Genomic DNA, 25,716 nt, shown 5'->3' with positions numbered 1-25,716 from the left:
ACGAGCCAGGGACGGAGACAATCATGCAGCCAGCCAGTGCCAACACCAACAAGCCCGCGCTCGCGGTGCGCCGCTGGTGGACGATCATGCCGATCGTGTTCATCACGTACAGCCTCGCGTATCTCGACCGGGCGAACTTCGGCTTCGCTTCGGCGGCCGGGATCAATCACGATCTCGGCATCAGCCACGGGCTGGCGTCGCTGATCGGCGCGTTGTTCTTCCTCGGCTATTTCTTCTTCCAGATTCCCGGCGCGATCTACGCCGAGCGTCGCAGCGTGAAGAAGCTCGTGTTCGTCAGCCTGATCCTGTGGGGCGGCTGCGCGGCGCTGACGGGCGTAGTCACCAACATCCCTTCGCTGATGGTGCTGCGTTTCATGCTTGGTGTCGTGGAAGCGGCCGTGATGCCCGCGATGCTGATTTTCATCTCCAACTGGTTCACGAAATCCGAGCGCTCGCGCGCCAACACCTTCCTGATCCTCGGCAATCCGGTGACGGTGCTGTGGATGTCGGTGGTATCGGGTTATCTGATCAATTCATTCGGCTGGCGCCACATGTTCGTGGTGGAGGGCGCGCCGGCCGTCATCTGGGCGGTGATCTGGTGGTTCATCGTGCAGGACAAGCCGGCGCAAGTTCAATGGCTTTCCGACCAGGAAAAACGCGATCTGGACAACACGCTGCGCGCGGAACAAGCGGCGATCAAACCGGTCAAGAACTATGGCGATGCATTCAAATCGCCCGCGGTGATCAAGCTGTCCGCGCAATATTTCTGCTGGAGCATCGGCGTGTACGGTTTCGTGCTGTGGCTGCCGTCGATTCTCAAGAATGCTTCCACGTTCGGCATGGTCGAGACGGGCTGGCTCTCGGCCGTGCCGTATCTCGCGGCTACCATTGCGATGATCGCGGCTTCCTGGGCGTCGGACAAACTCGAGCGCCGTAAGTTGTTCGTATGGCCGTTCCTGCTGATTGGCGCGTTCGCTTTCGCAGGATCGTACCTGCTTGGTTCGACGAGCTTTTGGGGCTCCTATACTTTGCTCGTGATCGCGGGCGCGGCCATGTATGCGCCTTACGGCCCGTTCTTCGCGATCGTGCCCGAGTTGTTGCCGAAGAACGTGGCGGGCGGCGCAATGGCGCTGATCAACAGCATGGGCGCGCTTGGCTCTTTCGTCGGATCGTATGTAGTCGGGTATTTGAACGGCGCGACGGGGTCGCCGGCGGCGTCGTATGTGTTCATGAGCGCCGCGCTGGTCGCGGCCGTCATACTGACGCTGGTCGTAAAACCGCAGCCGGTCGCGCCCGCCGCTAAACTGGCTACACGTGCTTGAAATGCTTTAGACACGCTTGAGACGTTTGAGAGATCCCCAACCTTCTTGATTCCACAGGACTTGTTTCGATGAAAAAGAAAATCGTCGCGTATAAGCCGTTGCCCGCGGACGTGCTCGCGTATCTGCATGCACACGCGGAGGTCACGACCGTCGACCCGAAGCAGCACGACGTCTTCGTGGCGGCGTTGAAAGAGGCCGATGGCGCGATCGGCGCGGGCGTGCCGATTACGTCAGCCATGCTCGAAGGGGCGACGAAGCTGAAGGCGCTGGCGACGGTGTCGGTAGGTTTCGATGCCTTCGATATCGCCGACCTGAACCGCCGCGGCATCCTGCTCACGAATACGCCGGACGTGCTGACGGAATCGACGGCGGATACGGTCTTTGCGCTGATCCTCGCAAGCGCGCGCCGCGTGGTGGAACTCGCGGAATGGGTGAAGGCGGGCAAGTGGACGAAAAGCATTGGCGAAGACTGTTTTGGTGTCGATGTGCAGGGCAAGACGCTCGGTATCATCGGGTTGGGACGGATTGGCGGCGCGGTCGCGCGGCGCGCGTCGCTCGGCTTCAGGATGAACGTGCTGTACACGAACCGCAGCCCGAATGCGCAGGCTGAACGTGACTACGGCGCGAAGAAAGTCGATCTGGACGCGTTGCTCGCCACCTCCGATTTCGTGCTGCTGCAAGTGCCGCTAACCGCTGAAACGCGCAACCTGATTGGCGCCGAGCAACTGAAGAAGATGAAGCGCAGCGCGATCCTGATCAACGCATCGCGCGGACCGACAGTAGATGAAGACGCGCTGATTCAGGCATTGCAGGACGGCACGATCCTCGGTGCGGGTCTCGATGTGTTCGTGGAAGAACCGCTGCCTGCCGACTCGCCATTGCTCAAGCTGAAGAACGTGGTGGCGCTGCCGCATATTGGCTCGGCCACGCATGAAACCCGCCACGCGATGAACAAGAATGCCGCGGAGAACCTGGTCGGCGCGTTGAATGGCACGCTGACGAACAATATGGTGAATCCGGAAGCATTGAAGCGCTGAGCGGCTTGAGGCAAGCTCGCTGCATTGAACAAAGCGCGCCTTGGCGCGCTTTGTTCTTATCGGATGTCGAACGAGAACATGGCAAGAGACAATTTTTCGAATGACCGGCGCGCGACCATCACCGACGTCGCGCGCGAAGCCGGCACCGGCAAGACCAGCATTTCGCGTTATCTGAACGGCGAGACGGGCGTGTTGTCGACGCAATTGCGCGAGCGCATAGAAGAGGCAATCGCAAAGCTCGATTACCGCCCGAACCAGATGGCGCGCGGGCTTAAACGCGGGCGCAACCGGCTGGTCGGGATGCTCGTCGCGGACCTGACGAATCCGTACTCGGTCGAGGTACTGCAGGGCGTGGAAGCAGCTTGTCACGCGTACGGTTATATGCCGCTGATCTGCCATGCGGCGAACGAGGTCGATCTGGAGCGGCGATACCTGCAATTACTGAGCACGTATCGTGTGGAAGGCGTGATTGTGAATGCGCTCGGCGTGAAGGAGGAGACGCTGGAAACGCTTGCTCGCGGCGGTGTGCCGGTCGTGCTGGTGGACCGCTCGGTCGACGGGCTCGTGACCGATATGGTCGGGCTGGACAACACTGAAGCGGTACGGATGGCGATCCGTCATCTCGTGAGCCAGGGTTTCGATGAACTGCTGTTTGTCGTCCAGCCGTACGCGCAGGTCAGCTCGCGACGCGTGCGCGAAGCGGCATTTCGTGACACTATCGGCGCGCTCGGCGTTTCTGGCGTGTCAGGCGCCACGATCGTGCTCGATCTGGATAATGACGAAACCCTTGCTGAAATTGACGCGCGTATTGACGCCGCGCAACGGCGGAATCGCCGCGTAGCGCTGTTTGCGGCGAACGCGCCGGTAGCATTGCGGGTCGCGCTGCATCTGAAGGCGCTTCATGGCGCCGACTGGCAGCGGCGGGTGGCGCTGATGAGTATCGATGACTCCGAGTGGGCCGAACTCGCCGGCATGACGACCGTGCGCCAGCCGACCTATACCATAGGCGAGCGCGCCGTCGAGTTCCTGCATGAGCGCATTGAAGGTGCGGTCATGGCGGCGCGAGAATGCCTTCTGCCGGGCGAACTGATCGTGCGGACATCGACATCGGCACCAACAAATAATGGCGGCACATAGTTCTTGAGGGAATTTAATTAATGGTAAGTGCCTTGACGCTGGTCTGTATCACCCTCGCGACGCTGCTGATTGCCGCGTTGCCTATCTGGTTGTATCGCAAGACAAAACCCCGGTTTGGTTTCGAGCGGCGCGATGTGATCGTCGGGATCGCGGTCTTCGCACTGTTTTCGATGGTGATCGAACGTGGCCTGCACGGGCTCGTCCTGAGCCACGCGACCACGGTCGGCTTGCTGATGAATCCGGCCATTTTCGTGGTCTACGGCGCGCTTGCCACGGGTCTGTGCGAAGAAATCGGGCGCTTCATCGGTATGAAATGGCTGATCAGACGCGATCCCGCTTCGTTGCAACGCCCGGGCACGGCGCTCGGCTATGGAATCGGCCACGGCGGCGCGGAAGCGTGGCTCGTCGGCGTGCTGGTGCAACTGCAGTGGATCCTCTACGCGCTGCTCGCCGATCGCGGCATGCTCGATCAATATTTCACGAGCGTCCCGGCCGAGTCGCTGCTGCGGCTGCACGCCGTGCTCGGCAGTCTCGCGCCGGAATCCGCCGCGTTGTTCCTGGTCGAGCGGGCGGCGGCGTTCGTGTTCCAGGTGGGGTTGTCGGTGGGAATGTGGCATATGCTGCGCGAGCGTTTCCGCTTCACGCTGCCGTTCATGATTGTTGCGCACGCGCTGATCGCATTGCCGGTTGCGCTGTATCAGGCGCGCTTGATTCCGCTGCTCGCCGCCGACGCCGTGTATCTCGTGTTCGGGTTGATCGTGATGCGCGCACTTCGGCGCTATTTCCTGGGCGTGGCGGCAGCCGCGAATCGAGCCGCGCGCGCGAAGGCGGGGAACTGAGATGGACGACGAATATCAATACGACTGTCCGAGCGCCGATATCGAATTGCTGGCGCGCGTGGTCAGCGACCTGTTCCCGGAGCAGACGCAATTTTCCGAGCGCCCGGGCGACGACGGCCAGCTATCCCTCGTGATTCATTACGTGGCAATGCGCTTCGGTGCAACGGCGCGCCGCATTGCCATCGATATCCGTTTCGATCCCGCCGCGCTCGCGCGTTACAGGGCGATGCCGCCGCGGCTGCACGCGCGTAGCTATGCGGTGCTACGTGCCTATGTGGAAGCCACGCTCGGCTCGCTCGAGGAGATGTACGCGGGCGGAGAAACTGTGCCGCGCACGGTGGAGATCGATATAGGTGAAGATTTCGCGTGAGCCTGGATGCAGCCGGGCCAAGCCCTGCGCTACCTACGCGCTTATCAAGCGCGCTTATAAACCTTCGCGAAACGGGCCGCCTTGACTACCCCGTAGTCGCCCGGCGCGTATTGCATGACCCAGTCGCCCCCTTCGCCGTGAAGCACATCGCCGGCTTCAGAACGCGCGATTGAAAACGCTTCGTGCATTTGTTTCGCCAGGACCGCGACTGGCACGTTCCGGTACGCACCGGCGTGGCCATGCGTGACGCCGTCGTGCGCGACGTACTTGGCATCGAACCGATCCCGCGATACCACCCAGCGCTCGCCGGTAGCGCCCGTGATCAACGCATCGCCGGGAGCATAGCGGTTCGGGCCTTCCAGGCTCATCAGCGAGCCGGGTTCTTCAGCAAACTCGACCGCGACGGTTTCGTCTTTCACCACGCGATGCGCGGCGGGGTCAGCGGTGAGGTCGAGGTGGGTAAGGGTGATTGGCGTCATGCGGATGTCGTGGAAAACGCTGAAACGATAATAATCCGCGATCGTAACGCCAAGCTCCCCGTTATGCATACCGCCATGTGAAAGCGCCCGCATCGAAATCTCGAAGCGGGCGCTTTTTCACGAGCTCAACACCGGCATGACCCGCGTGAAGTCCGGCATTCAGATCAAGCAGTTACCGCAAGCTTACGGCTTGGTGGTCGAAGCACCGTCTGCCGCTGCGGCTGCCGGCGCCTTGCGATGCGGCGCGCGGCCTTTATGCGCGCCCGGCTTGCTCGACTGGTGGAAGCTTGCGTCGGCGAGTTTCTTTTGCTCCGGCGAAAGGCTTGCGTACAGCGGCTCGAAAGCCTCGACCAGACGCTTCGTACCGTCCGCGTGTGCTTGCGTGATCTGCTCGTACTGCTTCATGTCGTCGAGCGCGCTTGTGTTGTCGCCCAGCGCAATGCGTTGACGGTACAGATCACCCATTGTGTGGCCGTTGTCGCGCATGACGTCGGCGAACTTGTTCCATTGCTCGTCCTGGGCAGGGGTGATCTTCAGCTTGGCATGCAGTTCCGAAATGCGTTGCTCGACGCGCGCCTCACGCGCCTGGCTGCGTGCCGTATCTGGTGCCGATGCGCCCGCGGGCGCTGCCGGAGCGGACGATTGGGCGAAAGCCGTGGAAAGGGCCAGCGAGGCAGCCAATGCAACGAATGTTTTTTTCATGGGTGACACCTTGGGTCCATTGAGAAGGGGCAAGCAATACACGGAAAAGATAACGTGTGATGTTTGGCCGACGCCGCTATTAATATCACGTTAGCGCACGGTGTTGCTCGGGTTGCCACAACTGCTTACAACCGATACGTCCGCGAAAAAAATGCGATGAAGGAGCAATCCGGGTCCGTAGTGGTAGGAGTTTAACCAACAAGCGAGGGCAGGCGCAGTTTGATGCGCTCGTGTTTTAATGTCTTTGCTTTTTCATGGCTTTGTCATGCTTTGTTACGCGCATGAAGTCGTTCATGATTTCATGCCTCAGTTTCGCTGGTTTAAACAAAATCAAACAAAAGGATCACCCTCCATGCGACCGCCGCGCCTCGATCAGCTCGACGACATCGACCGGAACCTTGTCGCGTCTTTGCAAGTGAATGCCCGTGAAAGCGTGTCCGAGCTTGCGCGTCAACTCGGCATTGCGCGCACGACGGTGATCGCCCGGCTTGCGCGGCTTGAGAAAACCGGCGTGATTGCGGGGTATGGCGTCCGGCTGGGACAAGATGTGCTCGATGCCAGTATCCAGGCCTACGTGGGCATCAAACTGGCGCCGAAGTATGGCCGCGACGTGCAGAAGCGCTTCGCCAGGATGCCCGAGATGCAACTGCTCTGCGCGGTGAGCGGCGAGTTCGATTATGTTGCGTGGCTGCGGGCGGATTCCCCCGACCGGCTGAACGATCTGCTCGATGAAATCGGTGGACTGGAAGGCGTTGAACGCACGACGACTTCGATCATTCTCGCCCGCAAGGTTGATCGGGGCGGCCTGGGTTAAAAGATCCGTTCGGCAGAGTTAATCGGGCGATTTCATGCAATTTGTCGCGTTGATTCGTCAAAACGTCGAAATTGATAGTCAATTCGCATCATTTTGTGTCTTTTATCAATATTCATGCGCTCCTAAACTGATGGCCGGAGATTGCCTCTCGACCGCCCATCAAGGAGATAAACATGAAAATTGCCCTCATCGGCGCCGGCCTGATTGGCCAGAGCATTGCTCATTTGCTGCGTGAAACCGGCGACTATGAAGTGGTCGTTTTCGACCGCGATGCCCACGCGCTCGACCTGCTTGAAGCGCAGGGCATTCCCACCCGTCGCGTCGATTCCGCCGATGCGAACGCACTGCGTCTCGCACTGCAAGGCTTCGACGCACTCCTCAACGCGATGCCGTACTACCTCGCCGTGACCGTCGCAACGGCGGCGAAAGCGGCCGGCGTGCATTACTTCGACCTGACTGAAGACGTGCGGGCAACCCACGCGATCCGCGCGATCGCCGACAATTCCAGCCACGCCTTCATGCCGCAATGCGGCCTGGCGCCGGGGTTCATTGGCATCGTGGCGCACGATCTGGCGAAGCGCTTCGCCGAGGTGCGTGAGGTCAAGATGCGGGTTGGCGCGTTGCCTGAGTTTCCGACCAACGCGTTGAAATACAACCTGACCTGGAGCATCGATGGGTTGATCAACGAGTATTGCCAGCCGTGCGAGGCTATCCGCGACGGCAGTACGCAATGGGTGCAGCCGCTGGAAGGGCTGGAGCATTTTTCACTCGATGGCACCGAGTACGAGGCGTTCAATACATCGGGCGGGCTGGGTACGCTATGCGAAACGCTGGCCGGCAAGGTGGAGACGCTGGATTACAAGTCGGTGCGGTATCCCGGGCATCGCGAGCTGATGAAGTTCCTGCTCGACGACTTGCGCATGTCGAGTGATCGCGACGGCCTGAAGGCGATGTTGCGGCGTGCCATACCGGCTACGGCGCAGGACGTGGTGCTGGTGTTCGTCACGGCAACGGGCATGCGCGACGGGCGCCTTGTGCAAGATGTATTCACGCGCAAGATATTCGCGAAGAACGTATGCGGCGTGCCAATGAGCGCGATCCAGATCACGACCGCCGGTGCGATCTGCGCGGAACTCGATCTGTTCCGGGAAGGCATGTTGCCGCAGAGCGGCTTTATCCGGCAGGAGCAGGTGCCCCTGGAAGCGTTTTTGGCGAACCGGTTCGGACAGTTGTACGAGGGCGCGAGCTCGCTGGGCGTTGTCCGGCAACTAGAGGCTGCTTGAGGCTTCGCTCGCGGTGACGCCCCGCGGTCTGCCGGTTTTGAGCGTGGGGCGAAGCGAGCGGTCATCCATCTCTTTGCCTGACCAAACCCGGTAGACCGGCAGATCAACTTCTCCTGTATTGATTCATCAGCGGCGTCGACGTAATGCCATGCAGGATCACCGACGCCGCGATCACTCCCAGCACCAGCGGTGCAAGCATTTCGGCAACGCTGCGAGGCGCATGCTCTAACGCGTACGTCAGGTAATAAAACGACCCAACGCCGCGAATCCCGAACCAGCTGGTGAGCAAGCGCTGCGAGCGCGTCGCCGATGAACCCAGCAACGAAGCCTGCACAGACACTGGCCGGGCCACGAAAAACAACAGCCCGATTACCGCGGCGCCATGCCACGTAAACAGCCGGTCCCAAACATTGGCGAGCACGCTGCCTACCATCAGCATCACCGCGACTTCCGCGATTCGCTCGAGTTCTATCGTGAAGCCGAGGACCCGTTCCGCGACAAACGCATGCGCTCGATCAGGATCGGAGGCGGTGGCGCCAACGTCCTCGGTATCGATCACACCCACCGCTTCATGCGCCGACTTGTCACCGCTGGCCTTTTGCTCGACACGCCGCATCGCGAGGCCCGCCGCGAACACGGCCAGGAACGCATATGTGTGGATCAATTCGGCGACGCCATACGCGAGCGCGATCAAGCCCAGCGCATAAAAACCTTCGGGTCCGAGAGCCAGGCCATGGCGAGTGCGCAGCCACGCAATCAGCCGTACCGCGAGGTCTCCCAGCAGCCAGCCCACGGCCAACGCACCGGCGACACCCCAGAGGGCATCGCCGGCGAAATGCCAGCTCAGCGCCTGCTGTGGCGATACCTCATAGTTGCATACCGCGATTCCCAGCAACGCAAACGGCAGCGCAATGCCGTCGTTCAAACCGCCTTCGCCGGTGAGCGAGAAGCGCAGCAAGTCGACATCGCCGGGAACCTGCACTTGCACGTCATGGGCGAGCACGGGATCGGTGGGGGCAAGCATCGCGGCGATGAGTAATGCAGGTCCCCAGTTCATATGCAGCAGATAGACGCCTGCCAGCGTCATGATGGCGACCGTTGCCACCATCGCGACCAAACCGAGGCGCAGGGGCAAGAGCCAGATGCGGTCGGTGGGCGGCACCCGCAGACGCAACCCGATCGCGAACAGCGACACGAGCATGGCGACTTCGGTGATCCGGCGCAGCAGGGTGGCTTCGCCCAGCAGATCGATCTTCAGCAGGCCGATGCCAAACGGACCCAGCCCGAAACCGATGGCGAGATACACCATGGCGCTGCTGATCGGCAGTTGTTTGAACGTCGAACTGGCAAGCCCCATGAAAATGAGAACACCGCCAACGACGAGAAACCATATCGTTTCGGTCATGAGAGCCTGAGGTAAATGCAGCGTACCCGAACAGGAGCAAGAGGCATGCCACAGGCTTTGCCGTTATGGCATCGCCGAAACGCTTCGGCCCTGCGTTACAGCATGCGCCGCAATGTGCCGTCCTTGAGCACTACATGATGTCCGATCGCCGCTAACGCGTGCGCGCCGATGACCCAGTAGAACAAATTCCCTAGAAACTCATGGGCTTCCTTGATGACGGGCCGTGCGACCGGATCGGCACCGACGAGCTGTATCTGCCAGCCCAGCCCGGCGAGCGTCACCGGATGCCCGCCCAGGTTGATCATCAGGATTCCGAGTAAAGGCTGCGCAAAAATGAACACATACAGCGCGAGGTGGACCAGGCGAGCAAGGAAAGTGAGCACGCGAGCGTCGGCGATCTCCGCGGGTGCGCCGTGCCACAAGCGCCATGCCAGGCGGAGCACAGCCAGCGATAACACCAGCGTGCCGCACCAGAAATGCACGTTACTCCAGAAAATGCGGCTGTCGCTACCTTTGGGTCCTCGGATCTCGATGGCGAAATAAGCCAGCGCGATCAGGACGACAATGGCCCAATGAAAGAAAATCGAGGGCTTCGAATAGCGTTCCAGTCCTGGTGTATTCGGGGTGGTTGATCCAGCGGGCATGCAGTTCTCCGGTATGTTTCATTGAGCGGTTCCGCCCGTGGCACGAGCATGCAATGAACGGATAATGGCGTACGCATATTCCATCGCTCTTTCCATCGATCCTTCCATCGATCCGGCGTGAGGATGTCAAATCGCTACAGTTCGAGCGGATGGCTGAGTAAGATCACGCGAACGTACGCATCAACCGATGCTCGCCGCCCCGGGCTCATGTGTCAACGCGCCAACGAGACAACGAACTTTCCGATCCGCCGTGAAACGTAAAATGCCCGCGCTGAATGCGCTCAAAGCCTTCGAGGCGGCCGGTACCACCGGCAGCTTCACCCGTGCAGCCGCGCTGCTCAACGTCACGCAAAGCGCGGTCAGCCGGCAGGTCCGGCAACTTGAGGAGCAGCTTGGCGAGACGTTGTTTTCCCGCCGTCATCAGCATCTCGTTCTCACGCCGAGCGGTCGCGTGCTGCTGCGCGCGTTGCAACAATCCTTCGACAAGATCGAACTGACGGTCCGCGCGATCGGCCAGAAAAATGATGTCAACCGCTTGCGCATCAACGTCCCGCCGACCTTTGCCGCGCGCTGGCTGGTGCCGCGCCTCGGGCGCCTGCGCGAGGCGTTTCCGCAACTCGACCTGAGCATTACCACGCGTGTGGACGATGGCCTCACGGATTCGAACCGGCTCGACTGCGCGGTGCGTTTCGGCGATGGCGAATGGAATAACCTTGAAAGTACCTTGCTGATGCACGAGCGGCATATCGCGGTGGCGTCGCCCGCGTTGCTGGATCGTGAAGGCGTGGATGCACCGGTGGAGCTGAACCGCTTCACCTTGCTGCATGTTCTATCGGGCGAAGATCAGCGGTATCTGACCTGGCAACACTGGCTGGACGCCGCGCGTATAGAAGGCGTGGACACGGACAACGGTCACGAATTCGACCTGCTCGATTTATCGATACAAGCCGCTGTTGACGGCATGGGTATCACCATTGCCGATCGCCACATGATCGCGGCCGAACTGGCGTCCGGGCAATTGCGGCAGGTGCTGGATGTGGAGGTGGAAGGGCGCCAGTCGTACTGGTTCGTGCTGCGTCCCGAGCAGCGTGCAAGCGGGACGCAGCGGCTTTTCCAGCAGTGGCTTCAGGCCGAAGCGGCCGCAAGCGCTTCGCGTTGAACGAAGGTGGGCGTGGCGGCATCGGCGAGAATCATTTGCGCGCCTTTTTCCGCGACCATCATCACGGGTGCATTGATATTGCCGGACGTGACGTTCGGGAAAATGGACGCATCGACAATCCGCAATGCCTCGATGCCATGTATGCGCAGACGGTCATCGACTACCGCGGTCCGCGGGTCCGGGCCCATCGCGCACGATCCGCACAGGTGATAGATCGAGCCGCTGTTCTCGCGGAAATACTGCAGCATGGCAGCCTCGTCGCCATCGGGCACGACTGCCACGCCCGGCAGCGTTTCTTCCACCGTGACCGCGCGCAACGCCGGGGCCTGCATGATCGAGCGGATCAGCCGGCTGCCCTGGATCACTTCATCTATGTCCTTTTGCGTCGTCAGATAGTTCGCGTGAATCAACGCGGCATCGTTTGCGTTCGCCGACGCGATCTCGATCGATCCGCGGCTCGTCGGCCGGCACGGATTGAACGCGAGCAGGAAACCGGGATACGGCTCAGGCGTGAGCTGCGAGCGGTTCGATTTCGGAATCCGGTACGACAACGGATTGAAGTAAAGCTGCAGGTTCGCGAGCGGGCTGGCCGGGTCGGTGCTGAAGAATCCACCGGCCTGATTCACGCTCATCGCAAGCGGCCCTTTGCGCGTCAACAGATATTGCAGACCGAGCTTCAGCTTGCCGAGCAGCGAACCGAAATCGCCATTCAGCGTAGGCATATTCGCGCGATAGTAGTAGCTCGCGCAGAGATGATCCTGCAGGTTCTGGCCGACGGCGGGAAGCGCATGCAGGACGGGAATCCCGTGGCGCTCAAGCAGTGCCTTCGGACCGATGCCCGAGAGTTGCAGCAGCTTTGGCGTGTCAACCGCACCCGCGCACAAAAGCACTTCGCGTGCGGCGTGGAAAGTCTTCTTGACGCCGTTTTGCGATACCTCGACGCCCTTGGCGCGCAGTCCGTCAAACAGTACGCGCGAAGTCAGCGCGTGATGTTCGATATGCACGTTCGAGCGCTTCAGCGCCGGTTCCAGATACGCCACGTTGCTCGACGCACGCCGGCCTTTGTGGGTGTTTACATCGTAGACGCCGGCACCTTCGATCTTCGCGCCGTTGAAGTCGTCGTTGCGCGGAATCTTGAGTTCATCGCAGGCATCGAGGAAGTGACGCGTGATGGCGTGAATACCACGTTTCATCGATGTCACATGAATTGGGCCGCTCGCGCCATGCACGGCAGTGTCCCCGGCCTCGTGTGTTTCCAGCTTGCGGAAATACGGCAGCACGTCCTTGTACGACCAGCCAGCGTTTCCCGCAGCGGCCCAGTCGTCGAAATCGCGCGGTGCGCCACGCACGTAGATCATCGCGTTGATGGAGCCCGAGCCGCCTTGCACCTTGCCGCGCGGTGCATAGATTTTCCGGTCCGCCAACTGTGCTTCCGGCTCGGTGTAATACATCCAGTTGCAGGCCGGATCGTAGTAGGTCTTGGCAAACCCGACTGGAATCTTGAACCAGAACGAATCGGCCTTGCCACCCGCTTCGAGTACAAGCACGGAGTATTGTCCCGACGCGGACAGCCGCTCGGCGAGAATGCAGCCAGCTGATCCCGCGCCGACGATGATGTAGTCGTAAGTCATGTTATGTACTCGGCCTCAGCCTTTGGCCGGAGACGTATCCCGGACATCGGCAGGCTTGGACGCCATCTGCAGATGCAGACGTTCGCCGGTGTAAGGAGAATGGGCACGCACGACGTCCATGTTCAATTCCACGCCCAGTCCCGGCGCCTTGGACGGCACGATATAACCGTCTTCCCATTGAATCGGCGTCTTGAGAATCTCCGCGTGAAAACCGTCCCACGTGCCGATGCTTTCCTGGATAAGGAAGTTAGGCGTGCAGGCGGCGAGCTGGATGCTCGCGGCTGCGCCAATGGGTCCGTTGTACAAATGCGGAGCGATCTGTGCGTAATAAACTTCGGCGAGGGCCGCGATCTTTTTGCCTTCGAGCAAGCCGCCGCAGCGCGCAACATTCAGCTGCAAAATGGACGCCGCACCTGCTTGCAGCAGCTTGAAGAACTCATACTTGGTCGTGAGGCGTTCACCGGCCGCGATGGGGATGCTGGTGTGCCGGGAGACTTGCGCCATCGCCTCTTCCTGACCGGGCGGGACGGGCTCTTCGAACCACAGCGGATCATATTTTTCAAGGCGTTGCGCGAGCCGGATTGCGGACGACGGCACCATCTGGCCGTGCGTGCCGAACAGCAGGTCGCATCGGTTGCCAACAGCTTCACGGATGCGCTTGCAGAAGGTCTCGCAGCGTTCCAGAACGTCGAGCGAAAGCTGATGACCCGAGTACGCGGTGTACGGACCGGCGGGATCGAACTTGACCGCAGTGAACCCACGATCCGCGTTCTGCACCGCACATTCAGCAGCGAGATCGACATCGTCGTAGTCGTATTCGCCCGCGGCGTTCTTTGGATAGAGGTAGGTATACGAACGCAGCCGTTCGTTGACGAGACCGCCCAGCAATTCATACACTGGCTTGTCCGCTGCCTTGCCGATGATGTCCCAGCACGCCATTTCAAGGCCGCTGACGACGCCCATCATCGTGAGGTCGGGACGTTGCGTGAAGCCGCTTGAATACGCTTCGCGGAAAAAACGCTCCACGTGATGCGGATCGTGGTCTTGCAGATACCGTCCAAACACGTCGTCGATAATGTGCGCCATCGCTTTCGGATGGAACGTCGCTGAATAAATTTCGCCCACGCCTTCAATTCCGCAAGCGGTTTTCAGCTTCACGAAGATCCAGTACATGCCGCCCAAATGCGGCGGCGGCACGGCGACGAAATGCGTTTCGAGGGAGACGATTTTCATTGGAGGACGTCCTTTGCAACGGTCGTGCGCATGCGCTTGAGCGCGAGTGCGGCTATGCCGCCAATCACGCTGATCGCAGCGATGTAAGAGAAGTAGAACTGGTAGCCGAGAAGGCCGGGGAAATGCTCAGTAGTCCAGCCGTTCACGAGCGGCAGGAACACGTCAGGTGAATAACCGACCAGTGAAACAAGGCCGATGGCCAAGCCCGTTATGCGCAGCGGAATGCCGCATTGGTCGAGCAGTGACCAGTAGAGGCCGCGAATCGCGTACGTCAGGATGCCGATCACCAGCACCACCACCGCGATCATTGCAACGCCCGCACGCGGATCGATATGGCCGAGCGTGGGCAGCACGACCAGTGCGACCAAACCAAGCGCTGCGAGAAACAGGGCAGTGGTCAACACGCCGAGCGTAGAGAAACGGTCGCCGAGATAGCCGCCGCCAATACCGCCAATCGGGCGCATCCAGAGCTTGAGCGTGGTGAGCGTGCCGGCCATGACCACGGTCATCTTCAGGTCGCCGACTTGCAGGTAAGCCGAGAAGCTATAGGTGGCCCAGAAGATCTGATAACCGCAGAACACAATGGCCGCCATCAGCCAGAGTTGCGGAATGCGCATCAGCGTGAGGAGATCGCGCCACAGCGAATGGTTTTGCTTGAGATTGTCTGCCGCTTGCTGTTTTTCCAGCGCCGTTGCGGGCGGTTCTTTCACCATCGCCATCAGCAATCCCAGCGCGATACAGACGCCCGAATACAGGTACACGACGTATTTGAAGCCTACGTTCGTCGGCAGGCCATGCTTCTCCGTGGCGGTCGCAAAGATCACCAGCGCGACAGTCGCGAGCAACGCTTCGATCAGGCCGCGTCCGCCGTCGAGCAAGCCGAAGAACCGGCCTTGTTCGTCGTGCGCGGCAATCGTCTTTACGCGCTTCAGAATGGAAGCCCAGAAGGTCAGGCCCGTGGTCAATCCCCAGCAGCAGAACACGGCGAGCAAAACGGGGAAGCTGGGCGCCGTCGAATAGACCAGTCCGAGACCGCCGGTAGCAATCAACGAAAAGCAGATCAGGAAACGCGGAGCGATGCGATCGGCAAGCCAGCCGCTCGGCAAATAGCTGATCAGGAAAACGGTGCCGAGTATCGAATACAGATAACCAAGCTGGCTATTGTCGATATGAAAAAACTCGAGCATCGGCGTCTGGTAGACCTGACGCAAATACAGCAGCGGATAGATCGCGCCCGCGGCGATCACCAGCAGCAAAAGCTGCATGTATCGCTGCGCACGCGTTTTATCTGCGATTGACGGGGTGATGCCGGTCAGGGTCTTTTCCACAATAAGTCTCCTTCGGCTGCTCGCAATGAACGCCGTTTTTATAAATGTTCGAGTAGGTGATGAGGTGGTCAGTACTTCATGATGACGAGACGCGTCTGCGTGAATTCGAGCATGCCGTGCTTGCCGTCGTCACCGCCCAGGCCTGAGCGTTTCCAGCCGGCGTGAAAGCCTTGGTAGGGATCAGCGGGCGTGCGGTTCACATACAGTTCGCCGGCTTCAATTTCGTTGGCCACGCGCATCGCGGTGCGATAGTTCTCGGTGTACAGCACCGAAGACAAGCCGTATTGATGGTCGTTGGCCATCGCGAGGGCGTCGTCGAGTGTGTCATACGAGATCACCGGCAGCACCGGTCCGAAGATTTCTTCACGGACAATTTCCATGTCGTGGCGGCAATTGACCAGCAGCGTTGCCGGATAGAAATAGCCAGGGCCTTCGGGCAACACACCACCGGTGGCGATCGTTGCGCCCTCGGCAACGGCGCGCTCGACCATCGCGTGGATGTTGCGCTGTGCCGAGCGGCTGACGAGCGGACCCATCTTCGATGCATCTTGCGAGCGATCGCCGGAGCTCACTGCATGCATCTTCGCGCGCAGCAGTTCGACGAAACGATCATGCACGCTGGCGTGGACATAAACGCGTTCCATCGCGGTACACAATTGCCCGCAATGCGTGGTCTTCGACGCCACGATAGCGCTTGCCGCCGCTTCAAGATCAGCATCCGGCTCGATGATCGCAGGCGCCTTGCCACCGAGTTCCAGGGAAGGCTTCGCTATGTTCGTCTTGCAATAATCGAGCACGATGCGCCCGGCGTTCACGCTGCCGGTCAATGTGATCATGCCTACTGCCGGATGCGTGCAGACTGTGCCGGCGGTGGCGTGGTCCATCGCGAGCACGTTGAAGATGCCTGCGGGCAGACCCGCTTGAAGCGCGGCTTCCGCAATCTCGAATGCGGACGCCGGCGTGTTGTTGCTCGGCCGTACGACCACCGCATTGCCCGTGATCAATGCGGGCGCGACTTTGCGCAGAAGGGTATACACCGGGTAGTTGAACGGTATCAGGCAGGCCACTACGCCAATCGGTTCACGATGCAGCACGAGGTTTTCGTTCGGGGTATCGCTGGGAATGACTTCGCCTTCAATCCGGCGCGCCCATTCCGCGTGATACCGCGTGATGTCGGCGGCGTAGCGGGCTTCGTTCTCCGAATCGGCCACGCTCTTGCCGGACTCCAGCGCGAGAGCCGCACCAATTTGCGGAGCGCGCTCGACGATGGCATCGGCGAAACGGCGCAGATGCTCACCGCGCTCAATCGCCGTCAGTGCGCGCCACTTTTTCTGCGCACGCGAGGCGGCTTCCACCGCGCTTAACGCGTCATCGTGCGAAGCCAGCGTGACACGCGCGATGACGTCCGACGTGGCGGGATTGTCAACATCAGAGAAAGCGTCAGATTGCGGCTCGACAAAACGGCCATCGATGAAATTACGGTAGGTGCGCATCGTGATTGCCAGGAAAGGTGAAGCGCCGCGGCCGTCCGCGACGTGAATGGCGGTAGTTTTATCGGCGTGACACTCGGCCACAAGCGATTAAAACTCGACCCGCCCATGCGGAAAACGCACTGAAAGGCGGCGGTATTCGCGCAGCGCGATAGCCGATGGCGAGCTACCATGCCAAAACGCCACGTTTGTTCACTGTTCCGCGCTGATCCGGCCTGACCATTCACTGGGGAGACTCGCATGTCACAGCAGATGTCACAGCATTTCGACGCCATCGTGATCGGCACCGGACAAGGCGGCGGCCCGCTTGCCGTCAAGCTGGCCGAGAGCGGCCGGCGGACCGCCATAATCGAACGGCATCTGTTCGGCGGCACCTGCGTGAACGTGGGCTGCACGCCGACCAAGACCTATGTGGCAAGCGCGCGTGCAGCGCACGTCGCGCGGCATGCAGGCGACTACGGGGTGATCGTGGAAGGCGAGGTGCGAGTCGACCTGGCGCGGGTCAAGGCGCGTAAGGACGGCGTGATCGCCCAGTCACGCGAAGGCGTCGAAAAGTGGTTGCGCAGCACGCCGGGCGTGGTGGTATTCAATGGCCACGGCCGCTTCACAGGTCCCCATTCGATCAGCGTGACAGGCTCCGACGGCCAGCAACAAGCGCTCGACGCGGACGCGATCTTCATCAATACGGGCACGCGTGCAACCGTGCCTGAAGTCGACGGGCTGGCCAGCGTTTCACATCTTACGAATTCCACCATCCTCGAATTGACCGAGTTGCCCGAGCATCTGGCGATTGTCGGCGGAAGTTATATCGCGCTGGAATTCGCGCAGATGTTCCGGCGTTTCGGCAGCCGCGTGACCGTGCTCGTCAGGGGCGAGCGCGTGCTGGCGCGTGAGGACAAGGACTTTGCTGTTCAGATCCAGAAGGTCATGTCGCGGGAGGGCGTGGAATTTTTGTTCAACACCGAGGCGTCGAAGCTCGAACCGTCAGGCAAGGGGATTCGAATTACATTGAGGGAGCCGATGCGGGATCGGGCGAGCATCGAAGCATCGCATTTGCTGTTTGCGACGGGGCGCACGCCGAACACGGATGATCTCGGGCTGGAGTTGGCCGGCATCGCGTTGAACAAGCACGGTTTGATCGATGTGGACGGAGAGCTTCGTACCCGGACGAAGGGCGTATGGGCCCTCGGCGATGTCAACGGTCGCGGCGCATTCACGCATACGTCGTACAACGATTATGAAATCATCGCGTCGAATGTGGTGGATGGCGAAGCGCGCAGCGTGGATTCGCGCATCATGTGTTACGCCGTTTTCGTCGATCCACCGTTTGCGCGTGTGGGGATGAGCGAGACGGAAGTGCGCAAGGACGGCCGGCGTGCATTGATCGCCACCATGCCGATGTCGCGCGTCGGCCGGGCACGCGAACGCGGCGAGACTGACGGTTTCATGAAGGTGCTGGTCGACGCCGAAACGAAGAAGATCCTTGGCGCGGCCATGCTCGGTATCGAGGCCGATGAAGCCATCCATACGTTCATCGACATCATGAATGCCGATGCGCCGTACACCACGCTGCAACGCGCGATGCATATTCATCCGACGGTCAGCGAGTTGATTCCTACGTTGCTCGGCATGCTTGAACCGTTGAAATAATTCACGCCCGGCGTTGCTTGATGCGTTGAGCGATAACCGGACTTTGAAGCGACCGCTCATAAGCGGTTCTGTCGGCGCTAAGCGGGGAGTCACCGTTGGCGATAGCGCTCAGTTGCCGTTTCATCGATCGCACGGTATCTGGCACGCAAGCGCGAAGCGCATCGATGTATTCCGCCGTGCGCGAACTCAGTTGTTCGGGTTTGACCAGCTCGGTCAGGAAGCCGATGCGCAACATCTCGGGCGCGTCCAGCGTCATGCCCGTAAGAAAGAGCCGTTTCGCTTGAGCGAGTCCCAGCTCACGAACGTATCGACGCATGCCGTCGGGGTAATAATGCAAACCGATACGAGCAGCCGGCATGAACATGCGCGTGCCCTCTACGCCGATGCGCACATCGCAGCACAGCGCGAGATCCGTTGCCCCGCCATAGACGCTGCCGTTGAGCGCGCAGACAGTAGGCAGTGGGCAGGCTTCCAGTTCATTCAGGAAGCTTTCGAACGAATCATCGATATTACCCTCGGCCAGCGCCGACAACGTATAGCCCGAACTGAACGTGATCGCGCCGGTTCCTGTGACGACCAGCGCTATGGCTGTTTCATCTTTCCCCGCCGATGCAATCGTTTCCCTGAGCCCGGCCAGATCGGCGGGATCGATACGGTTATGTTGCTCCACACGCGTGAGCTGGATCGTGACCACGCCCTCGTGCCGCGAGCAGGAAAAACCTGGGGTAGTGCTGGTATTCGTCATGTTTCCTGCCAGTTATCGAAAGCGTTATCGGCTTGCCTGCACGCGCACGGTCATGGTTCAAAGATCAGTCGGGCAACGGTTGGCCGCGTGTTTCAATCGCCCATCGCAGCGTGATGATTCCAACAACGAATATGGATGCGGTCAGCGCAATCGGTATGCCGAGCGTTCCAAAATGGCTCACGGCAACGCCCAGGCACAGACTGACGCCCGCTGCAAAAAACCGCCCGATCGATGTCGAAAAAGCGAACGCTGTAGCGCGGATCGACGTCGGATACTGCTCGGGTAACCATAGCGCATACATGGCCGCGTTACCCCCGCCCAGGCCGATAAAAAACGACAGCGCCATGAACGGAACCAGTCCTGCATGAAGGTAGAACGCCCAGCCAAATCCTGCAACCAGGAACAGCGCGGCCGTGGCGTAATAAGCGGCAAGTGTCAGGCGGCGACCGTAGCGGTCGGCGAGAAAAGGCAGTATCAGACAGCCGATGATCGTACCGATCGAATAAATGGCCGTGGTCGCGGAGGCCAGCTTGATCGCGGTGATGGCGTCGATTCCCTGCCGCTCCGCCAACTGGATGACGGCTGTCGGCAGATAGATCGAGCCGCCCCAGAGCCCCAGAATGGCGACACTCACCAGCACCGAGTTCACGATGGTCCGCTGTCTGTAGGGCTTGGAGAAAATATCGCGTAAGGGCCGCTTGCTGGGCGCGCAAGCGTGCGCATCGCCATGCGTGCGTTTCCATTTGCGCGGTTCGCGGACCTTGAGCAGGGTGTACAGCGCGACCATGACGGGGAGCAAGCCGCACAGGAACATGACCCGCCAGCCATAGTGCGTACCGATGGTGTAATTCAAAGCCGAGGCGAGGAAAAATCCCGCGTAATAACCGGTTTGAAGATATCCCGCGCCTGCTCGCCGCCGGTCTTCGGGCCATGCTTCTGCCACGTACGTACCGGCCAGCGCCCATTCGCCACCCACGCCGACACCCGCGAGAAAACGAAAGATCGCGAGCTCCCAGACGTTATGCGAGATAGCCGCGAGCCCCGTAAAAACCGCATAGAACAGCGTAGTGGCCGCGAGCACCCGCACACGGCCGAAGCGATCCGCAAGCGGTCCCCATATGTACGAAAAACCCCAGCCCACCAGGAATAACGCGAACATCAGCGACCCGGCCAGACCGATGACACCCGGCGTGGCGGCGAAGCCCGACAACGGCAGCAACTCTTTCAACGCCGGCACGAGCACGAGCGCAAAAATCACGGAGTCCATGCCATCGAGCGTCCACCCCGACCATGCCGCCCAGAAACCAATGATCTGCTCGCGATTGAGCGTCGTTTTACGTGGCAGCGCTTCGCCGATAGCGCGACTCGATGAGTTCACTCCTGTCTCCTTGGATATTTTTATCGGGTCCGTACAGCGGCGCAGAGACGCCCCTTGCATCGGCCCAGGGGCAATATAAGCGGCAGGCGCGACATCGTGGAAATATTGAATTACGATCCATCCATAGTGTTTTTGTTATGGACGATGAAGTCGAGGGAGTGATCGATGGACCTGAAGCAGTTGAGGTATTTCCTGTCGATCGTGGAGTCGGGAAGCATTACGCGCGCAGCCGAGACACTGTGTATTGCGCAGCCTGCGTTGAGCCTGCATATCAAGAATCTGGAAGAAGAACTGGGCGTGCGCCTCTTCAGCCGCAGCGTGCAGGGCGTGAAGGTGACGCCCTCGGGGGAGTTGCTCTACCGGCATGCGAAGGGCCTTGTGCGCCAGGCCGACAACACGAAGTTGCTGCTGTCGCAGCACGCGCGCCAGCCGAACGGGACGGTCGTGGTCGGTATGCCTCACAGCACCGCGCACCTGATCGCAATCGATGTAGTCCAGGAGCTTCGCGCTCATTACCCGGGCATCATCCTGGAGCTGACCGAGAGTTCGTCGTCGGAACTATACGGACTGGTTTTGCTGGGCCGGGTGGATTTGGCTGTCGTTGTCCTCGACCAGCCGGTTCGCGGACTCACACGGACGCCGCTGCTCAACGAACAATTGTTCCTCATTCGTCATCCGGACATGGCCGGCATAGGTTCGACGTGCAGCCTCGCCGAACTGGCGCGGTTGCCGCTGGTGCTGATCAGCCCGCCGAATATCGTCAGGACAAAACTGGATCGGGCCTTCGCGGCGGCGCAGCTCGACTACAACCTGGTCGCGGTCGTCAACTCCACGTCCATGCTGGTGTCATGGGTCGAACGAGGCGTGGGGGCAACCGTCTTGCCCTGGTCCGCCGTGCACGAACAGGTCACGTCCGGCCGGCTGATGGCCACACCGCTTGACGGCGACGAATGGCAACGGGATCTGTGGCTGTGTCACGCGGAATCGCTGCCGCTTACGCCGGCGGGCGAGATCGTTCAAGGGCTGATCGTGCAGGACGTGCAACGGCGTCTTGTGCCCGGCGCATGGCTGGGCGCTCGGAGTCTGGCGGCGCTGGACGAAGGCTGAGGCTTCCGTTCGAGCACGCTGGTGTTCCACCGCTGTCCCGGCTCACTGGCTCCATACCGCAATGTGATTGATCCATCGTCAATCCGTATTTTTCATCTGCGCGGCGGCCGTCTATCTTGTGCGCTTCAATCGTGTGCTGGTTTTATCGAAAAGAAAACATCGATGAAGCCAGCACCGTCACAAGTAGATATCCGGAGGGGACATGGCATTGCCGTTGCAGGGAATCAAGGTGCTGGATCTGACCCGCGCGCTCGCGGGTCCTTTTTGTTCGATGATCCTCGGCGATCTCGGGGCGGACGTGATCAAGGTGGAGCCCGCACCGAGCGGCGACATGGTCAGGACGTGGGGACCTTTTGCCGGCGGCATCAGCGCTTACTACCTCTCGTGCAACCGGAACAAGCGCGGCATGGCGGTGGATTTCCGCAAGCCCGCTGCGCTCGACCTGCTGCGCAACATGGCCAGTTCCGCCGACGTCGTCCTCGAAAACTTTAAAACCGGCACGATGGAAAGCATGGGGTTGGGGTACGAGACGTTATCGGCGCTTAACCCAAGGCTCGTCTACGGCAACATCACGGGCTATGGCCGTACGGGTCCTGCCGCGCTGTGGCCAGGGTTCGATCAGGTCGCGCAAGGGTACGCGGGCATCATGAGTCTCACGGGCATGCCGGAGGCCGGCCCCACGCGCGTGGGCATCGCGATCGGCGACATGACCGCCGGCATGTGGACCGCTATGGGCGTCCTCGCCGCATTGCTCTCCCGGCAACAGACCGGACGTGGCCAGCGCGTCGAAAGCTCATTGCTGTCGGGACTGGTTGCCATGCTGGGCGTGCAGGGCCAGCGTTATCTGAGCGCGGGAGAAATACCCGAGCCGACCGGCAATCATCATCCGGTGATTGCGCCGTATGGGGTTTTCGAGGCGCAGGACGGCGCGCTGAACCTGGCGCCGGGCACGCCGGACATGTGGGTCAAGCTCTGCGAACTGCTGGGGCTTGAGCACATCATGTCGGACCCGCGTTTTGTCACCAACGAGCAGCGCATGCAGCATCGGGAGGCGCTAAAAGATGTCATCGATACAAAACTGCGCACGCGCACGCGCGCCGATTGGACCACTGATTTGAGACGGCTCGGCATTCCGGCTGGTCCTATCAACAACCTCGCGGACGTGTTCGCCGATCCTCAGGTGGTGCATTGCGGATTGGTCGAAGAAGTGGCGCACGGCACGATAGGTCAGTTGAAGCAGGTCGCGAGCGCGATCAGGATGAGCGAGACGACCGAAGGTTCGGTTCGCATGCCACCGCCCATGTTGGGCGAGCACACGATCGGCGTGCTGAGCGAGTACGGCTTTTCAGACGAGCAGATCGATGCGTGGCTGACATCGCAGGTCGTATTGCAGCATGAGCACGCGCTGGGCTGAATCAAGCCCCAGACCCAGCGCGGTCCGTCTGCTTATTACGTCCACTCACTAAGTCTACTCATTGAGTCTACTCACGCCGCTGGGGTCGCTTCCTTCTCCCTGGCGGCTTCTTCGTTGGCGGCGGCGTCGCGGGTTTCCGGCATCGCGAGCCAGACCAGCGCCACCGCCAGCGCACCGGCCGCGGCAAGTCCGAAGAAGCTGGTGTTCACGCCGAACTTGTCCGCCACGAACCCGGCAATCGCCGTGCTCAGCGTCGCTCCCACGCCCGCCGCCAGTCCAAAGAATCCTATACACAAGTTGTACCGGCCCTTGCCGCCGGCCACGTCGGCGGCAATTAGCGGCAGCATCACGCCGAACACGGCGCCGCTGATGCCGTCGAGCATCTGCACCGGTACCAGCAGGTAAGGGCTGGCCGCGCTGCTGGCGGCCGCGAACAGCAGCGCACGTAACGGCAGCGCCGAGAAACCGATGATCAGCACCGGCCGCCGCCCCCAGCTTTGCGCCTGCCGCCCGACCCACGGCGACAACCCCGCCACGATGAACTGCGGCACGATAATGCACGCCGCGATCACGAGTTGAACGTTGTCGCCCATGTGCGCGGTGACTTCACCGGCGGCGAGGTTCAGCATGGCCGCATTCGACAAGTGAAACAGCACCACGCACGCCGCGAAGGTCAAGAGCCTCGGATCACGCAGCAGATCGCGCAGGCTCTCAGGCCGCTCGGCCCCGGCCGCGCTCACCGCTTGCGCGATGCTCGCCCCCGCTTTCGCCGCAGCCTTTTTCATGCGCGGAACGACGGGCGCCATCTCGTGATGGATCATGTTCAGCGCGACGAGCGCAGGCAACGCCAGCGCAGCGGTCAAAAAGAACACCGAGCGCAGCGACAGGTACTCACCGAACACGCCCATCAACGCCGCCGTCAGTGCGCTGCCGATCGACGCCCAGCGCGCATTGCGCCCAAGCCGGTCGCCGAGATCGGCGCGCGAGACGAGCGCGAGCGAGATCGCAGCCATGGCGGGCACGAGCATGCAGCTCGCAAAACCATGCAGCACTTCGGCCGCGAACACGACGACAAACGTCGGGCTCGCGCCGAGCAGCAATGCACTCACGATGATCGCGATGATCGCGGCGGCAGCAGCGCCTTTCTTGTTGCGCAACGCATCGACGAGCGCGCCGGCCGGCAACTGGCTCGCCATCGCGCTGATCGTGCCGACGCTCAGCATCAGCCCGATCTCGCCTTGCGTCCATTTGTTCGCGGCGAGATAGGAGGCGATGAACGGCCCAAAGCCGGTCTGCACATTCGCGACAAAGAAGTTCAGCCAATCGAGCGCGCGCAGACTTCGTGCAATTCCCATATTTCAGATCGTCCTCATTGTTTCGAGGGGCGCGCAACGGCCGCCGCGCCGGTTTTCGCAGCCGGCTCCGGGCCGGAAGCTGCAGCCGAAGCCGGGGCAGGCTCTGGCGATGCGGCAGGTTCCGGTAGCGGGACGACGGGCGAAACGATCTTGATCGGTTGATCGGGCGAGTACGTTGGCGCGGCTTTGATCTGTGCGTCGGTGAAATCCAGTTGCAATTGCATTACCTTGTTGCGCGAGACCACGTGCAGGTCGGGCCAGTTCGCCGCGACTTGCCGTTTGTCGGCGGCGAGGGAATCGGAGAGATCGATCACGAGTGCCTGAGGTTGCGCCTGCGCATCGACCAGCACGTCGACAACGCGGCCCATCCGCGCGCCGTTTTTCTGCGCGACATTGGAGTCGATAAGTTGAGCGAGCGTCGGCGCAATGTCGTTGACCGAACCGGGTTTCGCCGATGCGTCCTGAGCCTTCGCTTTCGCCGCGCTCGACGCGCCATTGCTGCCGGGCGGTGGCATCGCGAACGTGATGGGCGCTTTTTTGGTGGCCGGATTGAACCGGAACGCGGTCCACGGAAAGGTCACCTTGCGGTCTCCCACACCCAGGAAACCCGCCAGGTTCACGATCATGATCTTCGGTTTGCCGGTGGCATCGGCGTACATGTCCACCGCTCGGCCGATCACCTTGCCGTCCGGGCGCTGGATCTCGCTGTCGAGCAAACCGCGGATTTGCTCGTGCTGCATGATGCGCGTGGTGAGCAGGGGCGGCGGCGCAGGCGGCGCTTTTTCTTCGACGGGCGGCGGCGGTGGCGGTGGCGGTTTTTTCGGCACGACCACACGCCGTCTCGGCGCGGGGTGCGGGGCTTTCGGTTCGGCCGGGGGTTGCGTAGCGACCGGCGCCGGCGCCGGCTCTTCCGGTTCCACGACTTCCGGCTCGGCTGGCGGTTGCGGCGTCGACAAGTCGACGATCGGCGCAGGCGCCTGATGCGGGAACAGGGTGCATCCCGACATGACCGCCAGGACGAGGAGGATTGCAAGCGTCCGGACCACTGTTCGCCAGTGCCATTCGTACGCTCGAAGCGGGAAACCGCCACTCATCACAAGAGCTCCATGTTGCAGGGCTGCCTTCGCGAAATTCGTGCGCCGTCGCATGGGGTATCGGCGGCGCGTGGGTTAATAATGTTCGATACGGACCTGC

The 25,716-nt window shown here is 61.0% G+C and carries 23 protein-coding genes; 11 read left to right on the top strand and 12 right to left on the bottom strand.

Annotated features, from left to right (window positions below):
• Nucleotides 1-23 precede the first annotated feature (23 nt).
• The 5 genes from ACSQ36_RS10390 (at nucleotide 24) to ACSQ36_RS10370 (ending at nucleotide 4,705) form a co-directional block, all read left to right on the top strand.
• Nucleotides 24-1,322: an MFS transporter gene (locus tag ACSQ36_RS10390; protein WP_436181849.1), complete on the top strand. Its 1,299-nt coding sequence runs from the start codon at nucleotides 24-26 to the stop codon at nucleotides 1,320-1,322.
• Nucleotides 1,323-1,390: 68 nt separating this feature from the next.
• Nucleotides 1,391-2,359 carry an NAD(P)-dependent oxidoreductase gene (locus ACSQ36_RS10385; RefSeq protein ID WP_436181848.1) on the top strand — a complete coding sequence of 323 codons (969 nt, stop codon included), beginning with the start codon at nucleotides 1,391-1,393 and terminating at the stop codon, nucleotides 2,357-2,359.
• A gap of 78 nt (nucleotides 2,360-2,437) precedes the next feature.
• Nucleotides 2,438-3,496 (top strand): LacI family DNA-binding transcriptional regulator, encoded by a 1,059-nt coding sequence (locus tag ACSQ36_RS10380; protein ID WP_213761462.1) that lies wholly within the window; start codon nucleotides 2,438-2,440, stop codon nucleotides 3,494-3,496.
• A 20-nt stretch (nucleotides 3,497-3,516) separates the two neighbouring features.
• Complete coding sequence (locus ACSQ36_RS10375) at nucleotides 3,517-4,335, top strand: YhfC family intramembrane metalloprotease (protein ID WP_436181847.1); 819 nt, start codon at nucleotides 3,517-3,519, stop codon at nucleotides 4,333-4,335.
• Between the two features lies 1 nt (nucleotide 4,336).
• On the top strand, nucleotides 4,337-4,705 hold the full coding sequence (locus tag ACSQ36_RS10370) for a DUF3022 domain-containing protein (RefSeq protein ID WP_089163775.1): 369 nt from the start codon (nucleotides 4,337-4,339) through the stop codon (nucleotides 4,703-4,705).
• 44 nt (nucleotides 4,706-4,749) lie between these two features.
• Here ACSQ36_RS10370 and ACSQ36_RS10365 read toward each other — a convergent pair whose 3' ends face one another.
• Both ACSQ36_RS10365 and ACSQ36_RS10360 read right to left on the bottom strand, forming a co-directional pair.
• Nucleotides 4,750-5,184, bottom strand: coding sequence for a PGDYG domain-containing protein (locus ACSQ36_RS10365; protein ID WP_213761460.1), 435 nt, complete (start codon nucleotides 5,182-5,184; stop codon nucleotides 4,750-4,752).
• Nucleotides 5,185-5,367: 183 nt separating this feature from the next.
• Nucleotides 5,368-5,886: a Spy/CpxP family protein refolding chaperone gene (locus tag ACSQ36_RS10360; RefSeq protein ID WP_436181846.1), complete on the bottom strand. Its 519-nt coding sequence runs from the start codon at nucleotides 5,884-5,886 to the stop codon at nucleotides 5,368-5,370.
• 352 nt (nucleotides 5,887-6,238) lie between these two features.
• Here ACSQ36_RS10360 and ACSQ36_RS10355 point away from each other — a divergent pair, with 352 nt between their 5' ends.
• A complete protein-coding gene (locus ACSQ36_RS10355) occupies nucleotides 6,239-6,700 on the top strand; it encodes an Lrp/AsnC family transcriptional regulator (protein ID WP_031356349.1) in 462 nt (153 codons plus the stop codon).
• A 173-nt stretch (nucleotides 6,701-6,873) separates the two neighbouring features.
• Nucleotides 6,874-7,983, top strand: coding sequence for a saccharopine dehydrogenase C-terminal domain-containing protein (locus ACSQ36_RS10350; RefSeq protein ID WP_436181845.1), 1,110 nt, complete (start codon nucleotides 6,874-6,876; stop codon nucleotides 7,981-7,983).
• 103 nt (nucleotides 7,984-8,086) lie between these two features.
• Here the strand turns inward: ACSQ36_RS10350 and ACSQ36_RS10345 are convergent, their stop codons facing one another.
• Nucleotides 8,087-9,388, bottom strand: a complete 1,302-nt coding sequence (locus ACSQ36_RS10345) for a cation:proton antiporter (protein ID WP_213761457.1) — start codon at nucleotides 9,386-9,388, stop codon at nucleotides 8,087-8,089.
• Between the two features lie 95 nt (nucleotides 9,389-9,483).
• Nucleotides 9,484-10,032, bottom strand: a complete 549-nt coding sequence (locus ACSQ36_RS10340; protein ID WP_213761456.1) for a cytochrome b — start codon at nucleotides 10,030-10,032, stop codon at nucleotides 9,484-9,486.
• Nucleotides 10,033-10,294: 262 nt separating this feature from the next.
• On the opposite strand from ACSQ36_RS10340, the gene ACSQ36_RS10335 reads away from it, so the two are divergent.
• Nucleotides 10,295-11,191: a LysR substrate-binding domain-containing protein gene (locus tag ACSQ36_RS10335; RefSeq protein WP_436183150.1), complete on the top strand. Its 897-nt coding sequence runs from the start codon at nucleotides 10,295-10,297 to the stop codon at nucleotides 11,189-11,191.
• On the opposite strand, the gene ACSQ36_RS10330 is transcribed toward ACSQ36_RS10335, so the two are convergent.
• The 4 genes from ACSQ36_RS10330 to aldA all read right to left on the bottom strand — a co-directional run bounded on the left by ACSQ36_RS10330 (nucleotide 11,158) and on the right by aldA (nucleotide 16,876).
• Nucleotides 11,158-12,822 carry a GMC family oxidoreductase gene (locus tag ACSQ36_RS10330; protein WP_436181844.1) on the bottom strand — a complete coding sequence of 555 codons (1,665 nt, stop codon included), beginning with the start codon at nucleotides 12,820-12,822 and terminating at the stop codon, nucleotides 11,158-11,160. The two genes, ACSQ36_RS10335 and ACSQ36_RS10330, sit on opposite strands and share 34 nt — an antisense overlap.
• Before the next feature lie 15 nt (nucleotides 12,823-12,837).
• Nucleotides 12,838-14,055, bottom strand: a complete 1,218-nt coding sequence (locus tag ACSQ36_RS10325; RefSeq protein WP_213761454.1) for a mandelate racemase/muconate lactonizing enzyme family protein — start codon at nucleotides 14,053-14,055, stop codon at nucleotides 12,838-12,840.
• The gene (locus ACSQ36_RS10320; RefSeq protein ID WP_436181843.1) at nucleotides 14,052-15,383 is read right to left on the bottom strand and encodes an MFS transporter; all 1,332 of its coding nucleotides are present in this window, start codon (nucleotides 15,381-15,383) and stop codon (nucleotides 14,052-14,054) included. The genes ACSQ36_RS10325 and ACSQ36_RS10320 overlap by 4 nt, the downstream gene beginning before the upstream one ends.
• A 68-nt stretch (nucleotides 15,384-15,451) precedes the next feature.
• The gene (aldA, locus tag ACSQ36_RS10315) at nucleotides 15,452-16,876 is read right to left on the bottom strand and encodes an aldehyde dehydrogenase (protein WP_436181842.1); all 1,425 of its coding nucleotides are present in this window, start codon (nucleotides 16,874-16,876) and stop codon (nucleotides 15,452-15,454) included.
• Nucleotides 16,877-17,125: 249 nt separating this feature from the next.
• On the opposite strand from aldA, the gene ACSQ36_RS10310 reads away from it, so the two are divergent.
• Nucleotides 17,126-18,523 carry an FAD-containing oxidoreductase gene (locus ACSQ36_RS10310; RefSeq protein ID WP_436183149.1) on the top strand — a complete coding sequence of 466 codons (1,398 nt, stop codon included), beginning with the start codon at nucleotides 17,126-17,128 and terminating at the stop codon, nucleotides 18,521-18,523.
• A gap of 1 nt (nucleotide 18,524) precedes the next feature.
• Here ACSQ36_RS10310 and ACSQ36_RS10305 read toward each other — a convergent pair whose 3' ends face one another.
• On the bottom strand, nucleotides 18,525-19,268 hold the full coding sequence (locus ACSQ36_RS10305) for an enoyl-CoA hydratase/isomerase family protein (RefSeq protein WP_436181841.1): 744 nt from the start codon (nucleotides 19,266-19,268) through the stop codon (nucleotides 18,525-18,527).
• A gap of 64 nt (nucleotides 19,269-19,332) precedes the next feature.
• Entirely contained in the window at nucleotides 19,333-20,646 is a 1,314-nt protein-coding gene (locus ACSQ36_RS10300) for an MFS transporter (protein WP_436181840.1), read from the bottom strand.
• A 165-nt stretch (nucleotides 20,647-20,811) separates the two neighbouring features.
• Here ACSQ36_RS10300 and ACSQ36_RS10295 point away from each other — a divergent pair, with 165 nt between their 5' ends.
• Entirely contained in the window at nucleotides 20,812-21,753 is a 942-nt protein-coding gene (locus tag ACSQ36_RS10295; RefSeq protein ID WP_436181839.1) for a LysR family transcriptional regulator, read from the top strand.
• 202 nt (nucleotides 21,754-21,955) lie between these two features.
• A complete protein-coding gene (locus ACSQ36_RS10290) occupies nucleotides 21,956-23,167 on the top strand; it encodes a CaiB/BaiF CoA transferase family protein (protein WP_436181838.1) in 1,212 nt (403 codons plus the stop codon).
• Nucleotides 23,168-23,238: 71 nt separating this feature from the next.
• Here ACSQ36_RS10290 and ACSQ36_RS10285 read toward each other — a convergent pair whose 3' ends face one another.
• Together ACSQ36_RS10285 and ACSQ36_RS10280 are read right to left on the bottom strand one after the other, a co-directional pair.
• Entirely contained in the window at nucleotides 23,239-24,522 is a 1,284-nt protein-coding gene (locus ACSQ36_RS10285; RefSeq protein ID WP_213761449.1) for an MFS transporter, read from the bottom strand.
• 14 nt (nucleotides 24,523-24,536) lie between these two features.
• Nucleotides 24,537-25,616 (bottom strand): hypothetical protein, encoded by a 1,080-nt coding sequence (locus tag ACSQ36_RS10280; protein WP_436181837.1) that lies wholly within the window; start codon nucleotides 25,614-25,616, stop codon nucleotides 24,537-24,539.
• Nucleotides 25,617-25,716 lie beyond the last annotated feature (100 nt).

This window comes from Caballeronia sp. LjRoot34, from assembly GCF_964253815.1.
Classification (GTDB): Bacteria; Pseudomonadota; Gammaproteobacteria; order Burkholderiales; family Burkholderiaceae; genus Caballeronia.
Note: the sequence above shows the minus strand (reverse complement) of the source record. Positions and strands in the feature narration are given on the sequence as shown.